The organism is Caulobacter sp. CCG-8 (genome assembly GCF_037402475.1).
Lineage (GTDB): Bacteria > Pseudomonadota > Alphaproteobacteria > Caulobacterales > Caulobacteraceae > Caulobacter.
The window spans coordinates 41,985-56,962 of record NZ_JBBEUD010000022.1 but is presented as its reverse complement, the minus strand read 5'-3'; the positions used below and the strand labels follow the sequence as shown (position 1 = coordinate 56,962).

Below are 14,978 nucleotides of genomic sequence, written 5' to 3'. Positions count from 1 at the left end.
GCCTGATCAAAGGCCCAGGACGAGCTTGGCGATGATGTCGCGCTGGATCTCGTTGGAGCCGCCGTAGATCGAGGCGGCGCGGTTGTTCAGGTAGCGGGCCATGATGGTCAGGCCATGCTCGGGCCCCACCGGCGGGGCGTTGGAGCCGGCCAGGCGCGCCTGGGGTTGATGCGGCGCGGCGTAGGTCGCCAGGGCGTCCACCGCCAGCTCGTCCAACCGCTGAAGGGCTTCGGAGCCTTGGGCCTTGAGGATCGACGAGGCCGGGCCCGGATTGCCGCCGCCGGTCAGGGCGCTCAGCACCCGCCGCTCGGTCATGTCGATGGCCAGGGCCGCGATCTCGGCCTCGGCCAGCCGGCGGCGGTGGTGCGGGTCGTCCAGCAGCCTCCCGGTCTCGTCGCCGGCCTCATCGCCCGCCTGGGCGCGCAGACGTTCAAGCCCCGCCTGGAGGCCGGCCGCGTAGCCGCCGCCGCGCTCGAATTCCAGCAGGTGCTTGGCCACGGTCCAGCCCTGGTTCTCCTCGCCCAGCCGGTCGGCCTTCGGCGTGCGGACGGCGTCGAAGAACACCTGGTTGACCTCGTGTTCCCCGGCCAGGGTGATGATCGGATCGACCCGGATCCCGGGCCGGTCCATCTCGATCAGCAGGAAGGTGATGCCAGCCTGGGGCTTGCCCTCGGTCGAGGTGCGCACCAGGCAGAACATGTGCGTGGCCCAGTGGGCGTGGGTGGTCCAGATCTTCGAGCCGTCCAGCACGTAGTCGTCGCCGTCGGCCACCGCCCGCATCCGCAGGCCGGCCAGGTCCGACCCCGCGCCGGGCTCGGAATAGCCCTGGCACCAATAGTCCTCGCCCGAGAGGATGCGCGGCAGGTAGCGAGCCTTCTGCTCGGGCGTGCCGAACCGCATGATGGCCGGGGCGACCATCCGTAGCCCCATCGGCGCCAGATGCGGCGCGCCGACCCGGGCGCATTCGGCGAAGAAGACTTGGCGCTGGATGTCGGTCCAGCCGGGACCGCCGTATTCGACCGGCCAGGTGGGCGCCGCCCAGCCGCGGGCGTGCAGGATGCGCTGCCAGGCCAGGCTGTGGTCCTTGTCGCAGAACACGCTGGTCATGCGCCGCCCCACTTGGCGCAGTTCCGGCGTCAGCTCGGCGTCCAGGAAGGCGCGCACCGCGTCGCGAAAGGCCCGGTCGGCGCTCGACAACTCCAAATCCACCCGTCCCGGCTCCTCTCCCGACGTCGTCGGGGAAACTTGCGGAGAGGGGAGGGCCGCGCGCAAGCTATCGGAACCGATAGGGAAAGCACGTCGATGACGACCGCCGGTCAGGACATCCAGCGCCTGGCGCGCGTGACGGCCCTGGCCGAGCGCGTGCGCGACCTGGGCCGCGACATGGGGCTGCCCTACGTGGCCGTCAGCGCCGACATCTCAAATCCCGAACCGATGGTCGGCGAGGACGGCCGGCCGCTGGCCGAGAGCGTGTTCGAGTGGCTGGACGCCTCGCTGCACTATTGGCGCGATCGGTCCTTCGCCCTGCGGGCGCCGTTCATCCTGGCCGCGCGCTGCACGGCCGAGCCGTTCTTCTTCCATCAGGGGCGCTTTTCCAGCTGGCGGCCGCTGGTCCGGCTGGAGGCGATCGAGGTCGGCGAGGCGGCCAAGACCTTCGGCGTCGAGGCGGCGATCATCGCCCCGGCCCACCTGACCGGCGGGGTGATCGGGGCGGTGGTCTGGGCCTCGTCCCAGCCGGTGGCCGACCTGCCGGCGCTCTACGCGGCGCGCTCGGACCAGCTGCACGGCGCGGCCCTGCGCCTGGTCTCGGCCTATCGCGACGGCCAGGACGACGACGTCCCGCCGGTGCGCCTGACCAAGCGCGAGATCCAGTGCCTGAAATGGGCGGCGGCCGGCAAGACCGACGCCGACATCGCCCAGATCATCGGCATCTCGGGCCCGACCGTCCGCTTCCACGTCCAGAACGCAGCCCTGAAGCTGCGCGTGGCCGGCCGCGCCCAGGCCGTCCACCGGGCGACGGGGCTGGGCTATATCGGCGCGATGGGCTCCAGCCAGGGCCGGGGCGCGGAGCGCTAGAAGGACGGCTATCCGTCGTCGGCGCTCGACCACGAAAATAAAACCTTCGCATCCGCTTCACCTCGCCGTCGCCGATTCAGCGGAAACAGGCCTCGCCGGCAATAGAGCTCAGTAAACATCCGGCTGCGTCTGAACTACGCGCCGTCTTGAACGACGACAAAGGTCTGGTTCGTCATTCAAAGCGGCCCGCATGTCTGGGAGCGGCGAATGATGATTTTGGCGACTCTGGCCCTGGTTCCCGCTGTGGCGGTCCTGGCCCCCGACGCGATCGATCTCGGCGCCTCGACGGGCGGTGGCGCGGTCGTCCCGCCCGCCCCCCACAGCACAGAGATCAGCGTGCTCACCTACAATGTCCGGGGCCTGCCCTGGCCCCTGGCCAAGGGGCGCGCCAAGGCCCTGAAGGCCATCGGGGTCGAGCTGGCGACGATGCGGCGCGACGGCCACCAGCCCGACGTGGTGCTGATCCAGGAAGGCTTTCGCGGCGAGATCGGCGACCTGGTCGAGGCCAGCGGCTACCGCTACTGGGCGCGCGGACCCAGCCGCTTCCAGCGGGCTTCGGGAGCGGGGCCGGCGGATGGACGGCGCTACGCCACGGTGCGGTATCCGTCGTTCGGCGAGGGCTGGGGCAAGTTCACCGGCGCCGGCCTGCACGTGCTGAGCGACGCGCCGATCACGGAGGTCGAAGACACGCCCTACCGCTACTGCGCCGGCTTCGACTGCCTGGCCAACAAGGGGGTGATGCTGGCGCGCCTGGCGCTTCCGGGCGCGCCCGGCGCCATCGACATCGTCAACACCCACCTCAATTCGCGTCGCGCCGCCAAGGTGCCGATCGCCCGGTCGCTGCGGGCCCACAACCTGCAGACCGAAGAGCTGATGGCCTTCATCGACGCCCATCGCGACGCCGATCGGCCGTTGCTGGTCGGCGGCGATTTCAATGTCCTCGACGCCCCGGACCGCTACGACTATCGGTCCGCCGAGCGGCCGTATCAGGTGGTCAGCGAATTCTGCAACCGCGCCGCCGATCCCTGCGAGGGCCAGGCCATGGGGGACCCGGCCGCCCGACCCTGGCTGCGCTCCCAGGACCTGCAGGCCTTCGCCGGCGCCGGGCCGGTGACCGTGCGGCCGATCCGGATCGAGACGCTGTTCGGCGTTTCCGGGGCGGGGCGGCGGCTGTCGGATCACGACGGCTATCTGGTGCGGTACCGGCTCAGCTGGGATCCGGCGGTCACGGCCGCCGCGTCGCCGCGGCCGCCCGTCGAGGTGCGGCCCCAGCTGCGCAGCGGCCTCGGCGTCAAGGTTACCTGGCGGCGGTAGGCGACCTAGCCCGCCAGGAACTGCTCGACTTCCCGGCGGCTGGGCATCGAGGGCGCGGCGCCGGCCTTCTGGACCGAGAGGGCGGCGGCGGCGTTGGCGTGTTCGACCGCCTCGCGCAGGTCCATGCCGGCGGCCAGGCTGGCGGCCAGGGCGCCGCAGAAGCAGTCGCCCGCCCCGGTGGTGTCCACGGCCTTGACCTTGCGGCCCTCGATCAGGAAGGCCTCGTCGCGGCGGACGGTGGCCACGCCGGCCGAGCCGAGGGTGACGATCACCGTCTGATCCGGGCGGCTCATCAGCTTGCGGGCCACGCGGCTGACCTCTTCCAGGCGCGTGGGCTCGTGGTCCAGACGGGCGTAGGTGGCCAGTTCGGTCTGGTTGAGGATCAGGATGTCGGTCAGGGGGAACAGCGCCGCGCCCTGGGGCAGGGCGGGGGCGGCGTTCAGGATGCGCAGGGCGCCCTTGGCGACGCCGGCCCGGAACAGGGCCTCGATGGCCGGGGCGGGGGTCTCCAACTGGCAGAGCAGCACGCGCTGGCCCTCCAGCGGCGTGGCGGCCACGTGCTGGGGCGTCAGGGTGGCGTTGGCGCCGCTGGTGACGACGATCATGTTCTCGCCGCTGGACCCGACCCAGACGTGGGCCTGTCCGGTCGGGATCGAGGGCAGCTCGCTGACGTCGGAGACCTGCACGCCGTAGCCGGCCAGCTTGGCCTTCAGGCTGGGGCCGCTGTCCTCCTTGCCGACCGCGCCCATCAGGCGGGTGGCCGCGCCCATGCGGGCGGCGGCGACGGCCTGGTTGGCGCCCTTGCCGCCGGGGAACAGTTCCAGCGAGATGCCGGCCACCGTCTCGCCCGGCCGGGGCAGGTCGTCGACCCGCGCCACGGCGTCCAGATTGATCGACCCCAGTACGAAAACGCCCATAGTTCTTCTTCTCTAGATTCCTCGAAAGCGCCCTAGCCGCCGCCGGCCCCGCGCTGGAAGCTCTCGACCAGGCTGCCGGCGACCAGGCGCCAGCCGTCCACTAGCACGAAGAAGATCAGCTTGAACGGCAGACTCACCGTCGCGGGGGGCAGCATCATCATGCCCATGCTCATCAGCACGCTGGCGACCACCAGGTCGATGACCAGGAACGGGATGAACAGCAGGAAGCCGATCTCGAAGGCGCGCTTCAGTTCCGAGATCATGAAGGCCGGCGTCACCACCTTCAGCGGGGTTTCGACGGCGGTCTTGGGGCGCTCGATCTTGGACAGGCGGATGAACAGGGCCAGGTCGTCCTGGTCGACCTGGCGCAGCATGAACACCTTCACCGGCTGGGCGGCGGCGTCGAAGGCCTCGGGCATCTCCATCTGCTTGTCCAGCAGCGGCTTGATCCCCGCGTCGTAGGACTGCTCGAAGGTCGGGCCCATGACGATGGCGGTCAGGAACAGGGCCAGGCTGATCAGCACCGGGTTGGGCGGGCTCTGCTGGACGCCGATGGCGGTGCGCAGCAGGCCCAGCACCACCACGATCCGCACGAACGAGGTGGTCATGATCACGATCGACGGGGCCAGCGACAGCACGGTCAGCAGGCCGACCATCTGCACCACGCGCTCGGACAGGCCCGCGCCCGTGCCCAGGTCGACATTGATCGCCGACTGGGCCATGGCCACGGCGGGGCCGATCACGGTGATCAGACCGGCCAGCACCGAGATGATCGCGGCCTGGCGAAGGTCCTTGGGGTCGGCGCCGGTGATCAGCTTGAGCAGGCGGCGCATCAGACCACGGTCTCCGCGGAGGACTTGTTGGAAGCGGGCTTGCCGGAAGCCGTCCGGGGCGGGGCGGGGACCTTGCGGGGCTTCTTCGGGACCCAGTCCAGAAGTTGGCCCTCGCCCAGCATCAGCAGGCGCTCCTCGCCGTCCAGGGTGAACAGCACCAGGCGGCGGGTGGGGTCCAGGACCAGGGTCTCGACCACCTGCATCCGGCGGTCCTTGCGCAGGGCGGTCATGCGCGACAGCGCGTCGGGTCCCCACTTGCGCAACGCCACGCCGGCCAGCCCCACCAGGCCCAGGGTGATGGCCAGGGCGGCGACGGCGCGGATCAGTTCGAAGATGTCCATGACGCCTGGGAATGAGGAGGGGCTGAACGAGTACGGATGAGTCGCGAAGGAGAATAGCGCAGGGCGCGACCCGGGGCCGCACCCTTGGTGTGCAGCACGGTCCTTAATGCGTGATTAACCCTGTTTCTTCACCATGACTCGCATGGGTCCCGATGACATTCCCCTGTTCGCGATGCTGAAGAGCCGCATGGGCTATCTGTCCCAGCGGCAGAAGGTCATTGCGCAGAACGTCGCCAACGCCGACACGCCGGACTACCAGCCGCGCGACCTGAAGGCCTACAGCTTCAAGGCGTCGCTGGACCAGCAGGCGACCGGCCAGCCCTATCGCGGCGGGCCCGTGTCGTCGCAGGCCACCAGCGGCGTTCAGATGGTGGCCACCAGCGCCGCCCACATGGCGCCGTCCAAGCCGTACAGCCCGTGGCGCTCGCCCGAGCAGGCCGACAGCGAGACCACGCTGGACGGCAATTCGGTGACGCTCGAGGACCAGATGCTCAAGATGACCGACGCGCGCATGAACTACGACGCGGCCGTCGGTTTCTACCAGAAGTCCATGGCCATGCTGAAGACGGCCACGCGCCGTCCGGGCAGCTAGCGTGTGGCAGCCGAAAGTGGCCGCCGGTTTCGGCGTCCGCCACACGCCAACTTTTAGTTTGGAGATTTTTTGCAAAAATCTCCAAGGGGGAACGCCTAGATGACCGAGATCCGCTCCCAGTCGATGGCGACCATGGCCATCGCCGCCAGCGCCCTGAAGGCCCAGCAGGGCCGCATGCGGGTGATCGCCGAGAATATCGCCAACGCCAATTCGACGGCCCGCACGGCCGGCGGCGATCCCTATCGCCGCCAGGTGCCGGTGTTCAAGCCGGCCCAGGTGGCCGGCGGCGAGGGCGTGGCCATGACCTCGGTCGATCCCGACCGCAGCGACTTCAAGACCGAGTACGATCCCGGCAACCCGGCCGCCGACGCCAAGGGCTACGTCAAGCTGCCCAACGTCGACACCCTGGTCGAGGCGCTGGACATGAAGGAGGCGCAGCGCGCCTACGAAGCCAACATGAACGTCATCGAGACGTCGCGCGCGATGGAAGCGCGCACGCTCGACATCCTGCGCAAGTAAGGGACCTAGGCGATGATCACCGCGCTCGCGGCCGCCAAGGCCTACGCCGCCCAGGGCTCCATGGCCATGCCGTCGATCGGCGGGGCCGAGGCCCCGAAGAAGGCCATGGACTTCGGCCAGATGCTGAAGTCGGCCATGACCGACACCCTGCACCAGACCCGCGCGGCCGAAACCAAGATGGCCCAGCAGGCGGCCGGCAAGGCCGAGCTGATCGACGTGGTCACCGCCATTTCCTCGGCCGAGGCCAGCCTGGACACGGTGATGGCCGTGCGCGACCAGGTGATCTCGGCCTACCAGGAAATCATGCGGATGCCGATCTAGGGGCCGACGGGCCTCGGCTAGGACGAGGCCCCCAAAGCGTCCCTACGGCTTGCAGCCCAGCTGGATCCAGCAGCCGAACAGGTTGACCTGTTCCTCCGTCCAGGCGGGCGCGGGGAAGGGCGGCATGTCGCCCGACTGCACCTTGCCGTAGATGGCGCTCGACCACATCACCACGCTGTCATAGTTGCTGAGGTCCAGCTTGCCGCCGGTGACGTTCTTCATGTGGCTGATGTCGGTGCTGTTGAACAGCGGCGCGATATCGGTGGCGAAGCTGACGCTGGTCGGGCAGGTCAGGCCGGCGGCGAGCAGTTCACGAACGTTGGCCATGATGGCTTTCCCCTTCGAAGGAAATGGCTGGAGAGAATGGTTCGGCGGAGGGGTGTCGGCCCTATCGCCGGTAGACGAGTGCGCGGTTCTTGTTGGGAACCACCTGCGCGCCGGAGCTTGAAATCCCCGGCACGGATTCCGGCGTGCCCACGATGCCGCGCGCCAGGATCACGCTGAAGTCGCCGCCCAGGCTCTGGCCCTGGCTGCCGTGGCAGCCCATGCACCCGCCCATGTCGTGGCCGACGGTTTGGAAATAGGTGTTCTTGTGGGTGCCGCCGCCGGGCTCGTCGAACTGCGAGGCGTAGTCCGAATTGGCGCCCGTGCCGCCGACCCCGCCCACGGCGCCGACCAGGCCGCCGCTGAAGATCTGCAGCGGGCGGTTGGTCTCGACCATGATGTTGGCCAGGTAATAGCTGGCCGGGTTCTTGTCGGTGTTCGGATCGTTGCCCGTGTAGAAGCCGGGCTGGGTCTTGTCGATCGGCGTGTATTGCACGTTGACCAGCTTGTAGAAGGCCCACGGCGAGCTCTTGATCTTGTTGGCGGTGTTGTAGGCGGCGATCGCCGCGTGGGCGGTCTTGTTGGCGTTGACGATCACCGGCGGGATCGGGTTGGCCCGGTAGTTGATGCAGACGAAGCCGCCGACCGGCAGGGCCGTGAGGGTCGAGGTGTTCAGGTAGTAGGCCTGGTTCTGCGGCAGCTGCGACGTGCTGGTCGTGCAGTAGGCGGCGTTGGCCGGGTTCAGGGTGACGTTCGGCGGCACCTGGCTGGGCGCGACCGTGCCGGTGTCGTTGAAGGTCAGGGCCGGGATCGTCGGGCAGGGCGCGGTCTGGTCCGAGCGGCAGGGCGGCAGGCCGGCGACGGCGCCGTCGGCGTCCTCCACCGGCTTGCCGGCGGTGGTCAGGATGTTGTCGGCCTGTTCGAAGGTCGCGTAGATGAAATAGGGGGCCGAGGGGGTCTTTTGGATGATGTGCAGCGACACCAGGCCCCAGACGGCCTCGTTGTAGCAGAGCGCGTCGCCCGTGCCCTCGTAGTAGCGGACCTTGGTGGTGTGGAACCGGGTCGCGTCCTCCTTGGCGGGGTTCAGCATCCGCCAGCCGGCCTTGATCTCGATGGTGTTGTTGGGAAGGCTCACATAGCTGGTGCCGCCGGGAGGCGGGTCGCCCTGGGTCTTGAAGTAGTTGATCGTCGCCGTGCGCAGGGCGCGCGAGGGCCCGTTCACCGCCCCGATCTTCTGGACGTAGTCGAACTCGGCCCGGTTGGCCTTGGCCATGAAGCGGATCAGCTGTGGGGCGCTGTTGTCGGGGGTGGGCGTGGCCACCCCGACCCCGGCGTACATGGCCGCCAGGGTGATCTCGGTGGTCTCGTCCAGATTGACCCAGGCCGCCTGGGCGGGCGGCTGGCCGCCGTTGCAGGGCGCGATCGGCGAGTTGTAGACGTCGGCGTAGGTCGGGATCTGGTCGTAGGGCTGGGTGGCCCCGGCTGTGAAGATCTCGGCCTTGCCGCGGAAGGTCTGCCAGGTCAGCGGGCGGGCGGCGCAGTTCGGGTCGCCGAACAGGCAGTCGGCGGCGGGCGTGTCGCGGTCGCCGACCGCGCCGGTCTGGATCTTGGCCGGCCAGTTAAGGGCGATGAATTCCTGCCAGGCGAAGGCGGCGGCCTGGTCGAGGGTGGCCTTGGCCGCCCCGCCGCCGTTGGGGTTGAGCTCGCCGGGCGGCGTGGAGCTGATGCTGATCGGCGTGGTCGCCAGCTCGGCCTTGGCCGCCCCGGTCGGCGCCTTGGCCGAGCAGGCCATCAGCAGGCCGCCGGCCAGAACGGCGCCCGCCGCGACCGCCGCCAGGCGGAGCAAGGACTTGGGGGCGGTCTTGGGGGAGGAGAGGCGGATCATCGACGGCGCTCCTGGTCAGCTCGTCTTCCCGGAATTTCTTCCATAAGACGCAAGTTCATTGATATCGACCTATGAGGGAGTCTTAGGGCGAGTTTTGGCGCAGCGCAACTAGAGCGAGCGAAAAAGCCTTGTTCGCGTCATGGGTTTTTACGGCTCGCCAAAGCCGCGGCGTCGATCGTCCATGCGGAGAGGACGATCGGGCAGCAGGTTTCAGCCCCGGAGCGGGATCCCGGGCGAGGCTGGACGACTGGTTCGAGTGAGGTCGCCGCGTCAGCGGGTGATGGTGATGTTCACCTGGGGCAGGGCGGCGATCCAGGTCGCGGCCACGGCCTGGGCCTCGTCCACCAGCCGGTGCACGTCGATCACGCCCCGCGCCGTGGCGATCATGCCGCCCCAGACGATCGCGTTCAGCAGGACCATGGCCGCGACGGCCCAGCGCAGGCGGGCCAGGGCGGCGCGGGCCCGCTTGCGGGCGGGCAGGACACGGGCTTCGAACGGGGAGGCCTGGAACGGGCGGCCGTCGACGGCGAGGGTCATGATGGGTCTCCTGGGAGCCGCTCCCCGTCGCGTCGCGCGCGCCGGGAATCAGCTGAAGCATTAGGCTTCCCATGCCGCGCGTTCTGACTGACTGTGACAGGACGTCCCTGCGACAGCACGTCCCTCTCGGAGCCCCATGACCGACGCGATCGTCCTGGACCAGGTGCGCAAGGCCTATGACGGCCAGACCGTCCTCCAGCCCGCCTCCCTGTCCATCGCCAGGGGCCAGTTCGTGGCCCTGGTCGGCGGGTCGGGGGCGGGCAAGACCACCCTGCTCAAGACGATCAACGGCCTGGTCGCGCCCGACGGCGGCCGGGTGCTGATCGACGGGGCGGCCGCCGCCGACCTCGATGGCCCGACCCTGCGGCGGCGCATCGGCTACGTCTTCCAGGAGGTGGGCCTGTTCCCGCATCTGACCGTGGCCGAGAACATTGGGATCGTCCCGACCCTGCTGGGCTGGGACGCCGCTGCGATCGCCGCGCGGACCGCCGAACTGCTCGACCTGGTCGCCTTGCCGCGCGAGGTCGCCGCTCGACGCCCCGCCGCCCTGTCCGGCGGCCAGCGCCAGCGGGTGGGCGTGGCCCGGGCCCTGGCGGCGCGGCCCGCGATCCTGCTGATGGACGAGCCGTTCGGGGCGCTGGACTCGGTGACCCGCGTCGCCCTGGCCGACGACGTCCGCCGCCTGCACGACCAGCTGTCCCTGACCACGGTGATGGTCACCCACGACATCGCCGAGGCCGTGCTGCTGGCCGACCGGATCGTGGTGATGAGCCAGGGCCGGATCATCGCCGACGACACGCCCCGGGCGCTGCTGGCCGGCCACCCAGACCCGGCCGTCGAGGCCCTGATGCAGGCCCCGCGCCGCCAGGCCGCCCGGATGCGGGAGATCGCCGGTGAGTAGCGGGCTTCTCTCCCTGTTGCCGGACCGCCTGGCCTGGCACGTCGTGCTGTCGGCGGCGGCCCTGGGGCTGGGGCTGCTGATCGCCCTGCCGATGGGCGTGCTGGCCGCCCGCAGCCCGCGCCTGCGCTGGCCGTCCCTTGCCCTGGCCGGACTGGTCCAGACCATTCCCAGCCTGGCCCTGCTGGCCCTGTTCTATCCGTTGCTGCTGCTGCTCTCGAACTTGGCCAAGGGCGCGTTCGGCCACGGCTTCTCGGCCCTGGGCTTCCTGCCGTCGCTGCTGGCCCTGACCCTCTATTCGATGCTGCCGATCCTGCGGAACACGGTGACCGGCCTGACGGGCGTGGACCCGGCGGTGGTCGAGGCCGCGCGCGGCGTGGGCATGACCGACGGCCAGCGGCTGTGGCGGGTGGAGCTGCCCCTGGCCGCGCCGGTGATCATGGCCGGCGTGCGCACGGCGGCGGTGTGGACCATCGGGGCGGCGACCCTCTCCACGCCCGTCGGCCAGACCTCGCTGGGCGACTACATCTTCTCGGGGCTGCAGACCGAGAACTGGGCGATGGTCCTGACCGGCTGCGTCGCCTCGGCGGCCCTGGCCCTGGTGGTGGACCAGCTGCTGGGCCTGGTCGAGCGCGGGGCCGAGCGGCGCGACCGCCGGCTGTGGGGCGCGGGCCTGCTGGGCCTGGCCGTGGGTCTCGCCGTGGCCGTCGCGCCCCTGGCCGCCGACCTGGCGCCGCGACCGGCCCGCTACGTGATCGGGGCCAAGAACTTCTCCGAGCAGTACATCCTGGCCGAGCTGATGGCCGACCGGCTGGAGGCGAAGGGCGCCCAGGTCGACCGCAAGATCAATCTGGGCTCGGCGGTGGCCTATCGGGCGCTCGCGGCCGGCGAGATCGACGCCTATGTCGACTATTCCGGCACGCTGTGGGCCAACGTCCTGGGCCGCAAGGACAACCCCGGCCGGGCCGCCGTGCTGGACGGCCTGCGGGCCGAGCTGAAGCGCCGCGACGGCGTGGTGCTGCTGGCCCCGCTGGGCTTCGAGAACGCCTACGCCCTGGCCATGCGCCGCGATCGCGCCCAGGCGCTGGGGATCACCACCCTGGCCGACCTCGCCGCCAAGGCCCCGCAGCTGACCATGGGCGGCGACCTGGAGTTCTTCTCGCGGCCCGAATGGACCAGCGTCGAGACGACCTACGGCCTGAGGTTCAAGGCCAAGCGGCAGTTCCAGCCGACCTTCATGTACCGCGCCCTGGGCTCGGGCGAGGCCGACGTGATCTCGGCCTTCTCCAGCGACGGCCGTATCGCCGCCGACGACCTGGTGGTGCTGGGCGACCCCAAGGGCGCGCTGCCGCCGTACGACGCGGTGCTGCTGATCGCGCCGGGGCGGGCGCAGGACCGCCGGCTGCGCGAGGCCCTGGCCGGGCTGGACGGCGCGATCACGGTGGAGGCGATGCAGCGCGCGAACTTCTCGGTGGATCGCGATGCGGGGAAGGTTTCGCCGAGCGAGGCGGCGCGGGCGCTGGAGACGGGGCTTCGGTGACGAAGGTGGGGACACACACTCGCCCCACGGTCTCGCCAGGACGGCCACAGCGGTGGGGCGAGTGTGTGTCCCCTGTGTCGCCCCCGGCCTAGTCCTCGTCCAGCGAAACCGGGATCGTCAGCCCGCGCTTGACCACCCCCAGCGCCACGTTGGTCGTGAACTTGCGCACGTTGGGGTTCTCGATGGTCAGCCTCGCCATCAGCGCGTCATACGTCTCGGTGTCGGGGGCGGTGACCACCAGGATGAAGTCGGCCTCGCCGGTCACGTAGAAGGCCTGCTGCACGTGCTCCTGGCCCGCCAGCCAGGTGCGCAGCTGGGTCAGCAGCTCGGGCCGGTCGCGCTCGACCTCCAGCGAGACGATGAAGAAGGTCGGCCGTCCCACCTTGCGCGGCTCCAGCACGGCGGTCTGGCGGACGATGACGCCGGCCTCCTTCAGCTTGCGCAGGCGACGCTGCACGGCCGAGGGCGATAGGGCCACCCGCTGGGCCAGGTCCTCGGAGGTGCGGCCGGCGTCCTCCTGCACGAGGTTCAGCAGCTGGCGGTCGAAGCGGTCGAGTTTCATGGGTTTGAGCCTACGCCAAATCCAGGCGCACGGACGCCGAATTTCCGCGTTTCGGGGTCCATCTTCGCCGCCAGGCGACAGCACTGCGCGGCTACACGTCACGGCGTCGTTTCGCTCCCCTGAAAGGTCGCTCCCTTGCTCGATCACCTTGAAATCCGCACCCGCCGCCTGGACGACTGCGTGGCCTTCTACCGCCAGGTCCTGGAACCCACCGGCTATCGCCTGGTGGTGGACGGTCCCAAGAAGGGCTTCGGCTCGAACGGCGGCCGGCTCGACTTCTGGATCTGCGAGGGCGAGCCGTCGGTCGACGTGCACTACGCCTTCGTCGCCGCCGACCGGGCGGCGGTGGACCGGGCCTATGGCCTGGCCGGCCAGCACGGCGGCGTCCAGGAGCGGGTCCCGGCCGTGCTGCCGCAGATCCATCCCCACTACTACGCCGGCTTCGCCCACGATCCGGACGGCCGGCTGGTGGAGTTCGTCAGCCACGCGCCGGTGTGACGCAAAACCCAGCGTTCGCTCAGTTCCGGCTTGCGACGGTTTTGTGACAGTGCTTGTTGATCGCCCATGTTCAGCTTGCCCAAAACCGTCGCCGCCGCGGCCTTCAGCGCCGCCGTCCTCGCCGCTCCCCTGGCGCACGCCGCGCCGGTCGAGACGCCCAAGCCCAAGCTGGTGGTGGTGATCTCGATCGACCAGTTCAGCGCCAGCCTGTTCGAGCAGTATCGCGCCGACTTCCACGGCGGCCTGGGCCGGATGGCGCGGCAGGGGACGGTCTATCCCAGCGGCTTCCAGTCGCACGGCATGACCGAGACCTGCCCCGGCCACTCCACCCTGCTGACGGGCAAGTATCCGAACAAGACCGGCATCGTCGCCAACGACTTCTACGACCTGGCGACCGGCAAGAAGACCTACTGCCTGGCCGATCCGTCGGTCGTCCTGGCCAACGACCCGTCGGGCGGCGGCCGTCTGGCCAGCCCCAAGTTGCTGATGGCCGACGCCTATGGCGACTGGCTGAAGGCGGTGTCGCCCAAGAGCCGGGTCTACGCCGTGTCGGGCAAGGACCGCGGCGCGATCAACATGGCCGGTCACAAGGCCGACGGGGTGTTCTGGCTGGAGACCCGCTTCGGCATGACCACCTGGGTCTCGCCGGGCGAGGACGCCAAGGCCAAGCTGGCCCCGGTGGCGGCGTTCAACGCCAAGCTGACAGCCGACCAGAAGAAGCATCCGTTCACCTGGACCTATGGCGACAAGCGCTGCGCGGCGCTGGAGGACGATTACGTCACCGGCGGCCGGTCGTGGCGCGCGGCCCTGCCGCGCCCGGCGCCCAAGGACGAGGCGACGGCGACCGACGACCTGTCGGTCAGCCCCTACACCGACCGGGTCACGCTCGACGCGGCCCAGGCCCTGCGCGACGAGTTCAAGCTGGGCGACGGCGAGGCGACCGACGTCCTGACGATCAGCCTGTCGGCCACCGACTTCATCGGCCACCGCTTCGGCACCAAGGGGCCGGAGATGTGCGACCACCTGCTGCGGCTGGACGACCGGCTGGGCGCGTTCCTCGACAGCCTGGACAAGGTCAAGGGCCAGGTCCTGGTCGTGCTGGCCGCCGACCACGGCGGGTCGGACTTCCCCGAGCGCCTGGCCCAGCAGGGCTACGACGCCGGCCGGGTGCCGCCCACCCAGTGGCTGAAGGACCTGAACGCCGCGCTGCGCGGTCAGCTGGCCCTGGCCTACGATCCGCTGGTCCAGGCCGGCGGGATCGAGTCGCTGTACGTGGTCGGCCCCGACGGCAAGACGCCGACGGCCGGCGACCACGCCCGGATCACGACGGCGGCCCTGGCGATCCTGGCCAAGCGGCCCGAGGTCTACGCCGCCTACGACTCCAACACCCTGTTCACGATGGCTCCGCCGCCCAAGGGCACGCCGCCGGACGAGATCAGCGTCGCCGAGCGCATGCGCCGCAGCGCCTATCCCGGCCGGGTGGGCGACATCCTGGTGGCCTTCCAGCCGTACCAGACCCCCGCCTCGGCGGGCGCGACCTACGTGGCCAGCCACGGCAGCCCGTGGAACTACGACCGCCGGGTGCCGATCCTGTTCTGGTGGAAGGGCGGCCCGGCCCGCGAGCGGGTGCTGCCGATCGAGACGGTCGACATCGCCCCGACGATCGCCGCGGTGACGGGCGTGCCGGTCCCCGCCGACGTGGACGGGCGCTGCCTACCGCTGGGGGCGGGACCGGGCTGCTGAGTGCGGCTGGGGACATGCACATGTGCATGTCCCCGTCCTAGCCTCGACCGCCGGGAGAGGGTTACGGTACGCCAAAAC

Annotated in this window: 17 protein-coding genes; 9 read left to right on the top strand and 8 right to left on the bottom strand. The window is 70.2% G+C overall.

What is annotated here, in order from left to right:
- Positions 1-6: 6 nt before the first annotated feature.
- Positions 7-1,209: an acyl-CoA dehydrogenase family protein gene (locus WAE60_RS19495; protein ID WP_337688052.1), complete on the bottom strand. Its 1,203-nt coding sequence runs from the start codon at positions 1,207-1,209 to the stop codon at positions 7-9.
- A gap of 93 nt (positions 1,210-1,302) precedes the next feature.
- Here WAE60_RS19495 and WAE60_RS19490 point away from each other — a divergent pair, with 93 nt between their 5' ends.
- Positions 1,303-2,076 carry a LuxR family transcriptional regulator gene (locus tag WAE60_RS19490; protein ID WP_029915942.1) on the top strand — a complete coding sequence of 258 codons (774 nt, stop codon included), beginning with the start codon at positions 1,303-1,305 and terminating at the stop codon, positions 2,074-2,076.
- Between the two features lie 207 nt (positions 2,077-2,283).
- Entirely contained in the window at positions 2,284-3,390 is a 1,107-nt protein-coding gene (locus tag WAE60_RS19485; protein ID WP_337688049.1) for an endonuclease/exonuclease/phosphatase family protein, read from the top strand.
- A 5-nt stretch (positions 3,391-3,395) separates the two neighbouring features.
- On the opposite strand, the gene WAE60_RS19480 is transcribed toward WAE60_RS19485, so the two are convergent.
- Genes WAE60_RS19480 through WAE60_RS19470 form a run of 3 tightly spaced genes read right to left on the bottom strand, consistent with a single transcriptional unit; the run spans position 3,396 to position 5,481 of the window.
- Entirely contained in the window at positions 3,396-4,307 is a 912-nt protein-coding gene (locus WAE60_RS19480; RefSeq protein WP_029915945.1) for a ribokinase, read from the bottom strand.
- A gap of 32 nt (positions 4,308-4,339) precedes the next feature.
- On the bottom strand, positions 4,340-5,143 hold the full coding sequence (gene fliP / locus WAE60_RS19475) for a flagellar type III secretion system pore protein FliP (protein ID WP_035018877.1): 804 nt from the start codon (positions 5,141-5,143) through the stop codon (positions 4,340-4,342).
- Positions 5,140-5,481 carry a hypothetical protein gene (locus WAE60_RS19470; protein WP_337688046.1) on the bottom strand — a complete coding sequence of 114 codons (342 nt, stop codon included), beginning with the start codon at positions 5,479-5,481 and terminating at the stop codon, positions 5,140-5,142. The genes fliP and WAE60_RS19470 overlap by 4 nt, the downstream gene beginning before the upstream one ends.
- 142 nt (positions 5,482-5,623) lie before the next feature.
- On the opposite strand from WAE60_RS19470, the gene flgB reads away from it, so the two are divergent.
- The 3 genes from flgB to fliE all read left to right on the top strand — a co-directional run bounded on the left by flgB (position 5,624) and on the right by fliE (position 6,913).
- Positions 5,624-6,073: a flagellar basal body rod protein FlgB gene (flgB, locus tag WAE60_RS19465; protein ID WP_029915951.1), complete on the top strand. Its 450-nt coding sequence runs from the start codon at positions 5,624-5,626 to the stop codon at positions 6,071-6,073.
- Positions 6,074-6,172: 99 nt separating this feature from the next.
- Positions 6,173-6,592 carry a flagellar basal body rod protein FlgC gene (gene flgC, locus WAE60_RS19460; protein ID WP_029915952.1) on the top strand — a complete coding sequence of 140 codons (420 nt, stop codon included), beginning with the start codon at positions 6,173-6,175 and terminating at the stop codon, positions 6,590-6,592.
- A gap of 12 nt (positions 6,593-6,604) precedes the next feature.
- Positions 6,605-6,913 carry a flagellar hook-basal body complex protein FliE gene (fliE, locus tag WAE60_RS19455; RefSeq protein ID WP_029915954.1) on the top strand — a complete coding sequence of 103 codons (309 nt, stop codon included), beginning with the start codon at positions 6,605-6,607 and terminating at the stop codon, positions 6,911-6,913.
- 42 nt (positions 6,914-6,955) lie between these two features.
- Here fliE and WAE60_RS19450 read toward each other — a convergent pair whose 3' ends face one another.
- The 3 genes from WAE60_RS19450 to WAE60_RS19440 form a co-directional block, all read right to left on the bottom strand.
- Complete coding sequence (locus WAE60_RS19450; RefSeq protein ID WP_029915956.1) at positions 6,956-7,240, bottom strand: hypothetical protein; 285 nt, start codon at positions 7,238-7,240, stop codon at positions 6,956-6,958.
- Positions 7,241-7,301: 61 nt separating this feature from the next.
- Entirely contained in the window at positions 7,302-9,122 is a 1,821-nt protein-coding gene (locus WAE60_RS19445) for a hypothetical protein (protein WP_337688042.1), read from the bottom strand.
- 270 nt (positions 9,123-9,392) lie between these two features.
- The gene (locus WAE60_RS19440; protein WP_029915964.1) at positions 9,393-9,659 is read right to left on the bottom strand and encodes a hypothetical protein; all 267 of its coding nucleotides are present in this window, start codon (positions 9,657-9,659) and stop codon (positions 9,393-9,395) included.
- Positions 9,660-9,795: 136 nt separating this feature from the next.
- On the opposite strand from WAE60_RS19440, the gene WAE60_RS19435 reads away from it, so the two are divergent.
- Complete coding sequence (locus WAE60_RS19435; RefSeq protein ID WP_337688040.1) at positions 9,796-10,560, top strand: ABC transporter ATP-binding protein; 765 nt, start codon at positions 9,796-9,798, stop codon at positions 10,558-10,560.
- Positions 10,553-12,097, top strand: a complete 1,545-nt coding sequence (locus WAE60_RS19430) for a glycine betaine ABC transporter substrate-binding protein (RefSeq protein WP_337688039.1) — start codon at positions 10,553-10,555, stop codon at positions 12,095-12,097. Before WAE60_RS19435 ends, WAE60_RS19430 begins: the two co-directional genes overlap by 8 nt.
- 88 nt (positions 12,098-12,185) lie before the next feature.
- Here the strand turns inward: WAE60_RS19430 and WAE60_RS19425 are convergent, their stop codons facing one another.
- Positions 12,186-12,659 carry an Lrp/AsnC family transcriptional regulator gene (locus WAE60_RS19425; RefSeq protein WP_029915969.1) on the bottom strand — a complete coding sequence of 158 codons (474 nt, stop codon included), beginning with the start codon at positions 12,657-12,659 and terminating at the stop codon, positions 12,186-12,188.
- Positions 12,660-12,794: 135 nt separating this feature from the next.
- On the opposite strand from WAE60_RS19425, the gene WAE60_RS19420 reads away from it, so the two are divergent.
- A complete protein-coding gene (locus WAE60_RS19420; protein WP_337688036.1) occupies positions 12,795-13,157 on the top strand; it encodes a VOC family protein in 363 nt (120 codons plus the stop codon).
- 66 nt (positions 13,158-13,223) lie between these two features.
- Positions 13,224-14,900 (top strand): alkaline phosphatase family protein, encoded by a 1,677-nt coding sequence (locus WAE60_RS19415; RefSeq protein WP_337688034.1) that lies wholly within the window; start codon positions 13,224-13,226, stop codon positions 14,898-14,900.
- The last annotated feature ends 78 nt before the right edge of the window (positions 14,901-14,978 follow it).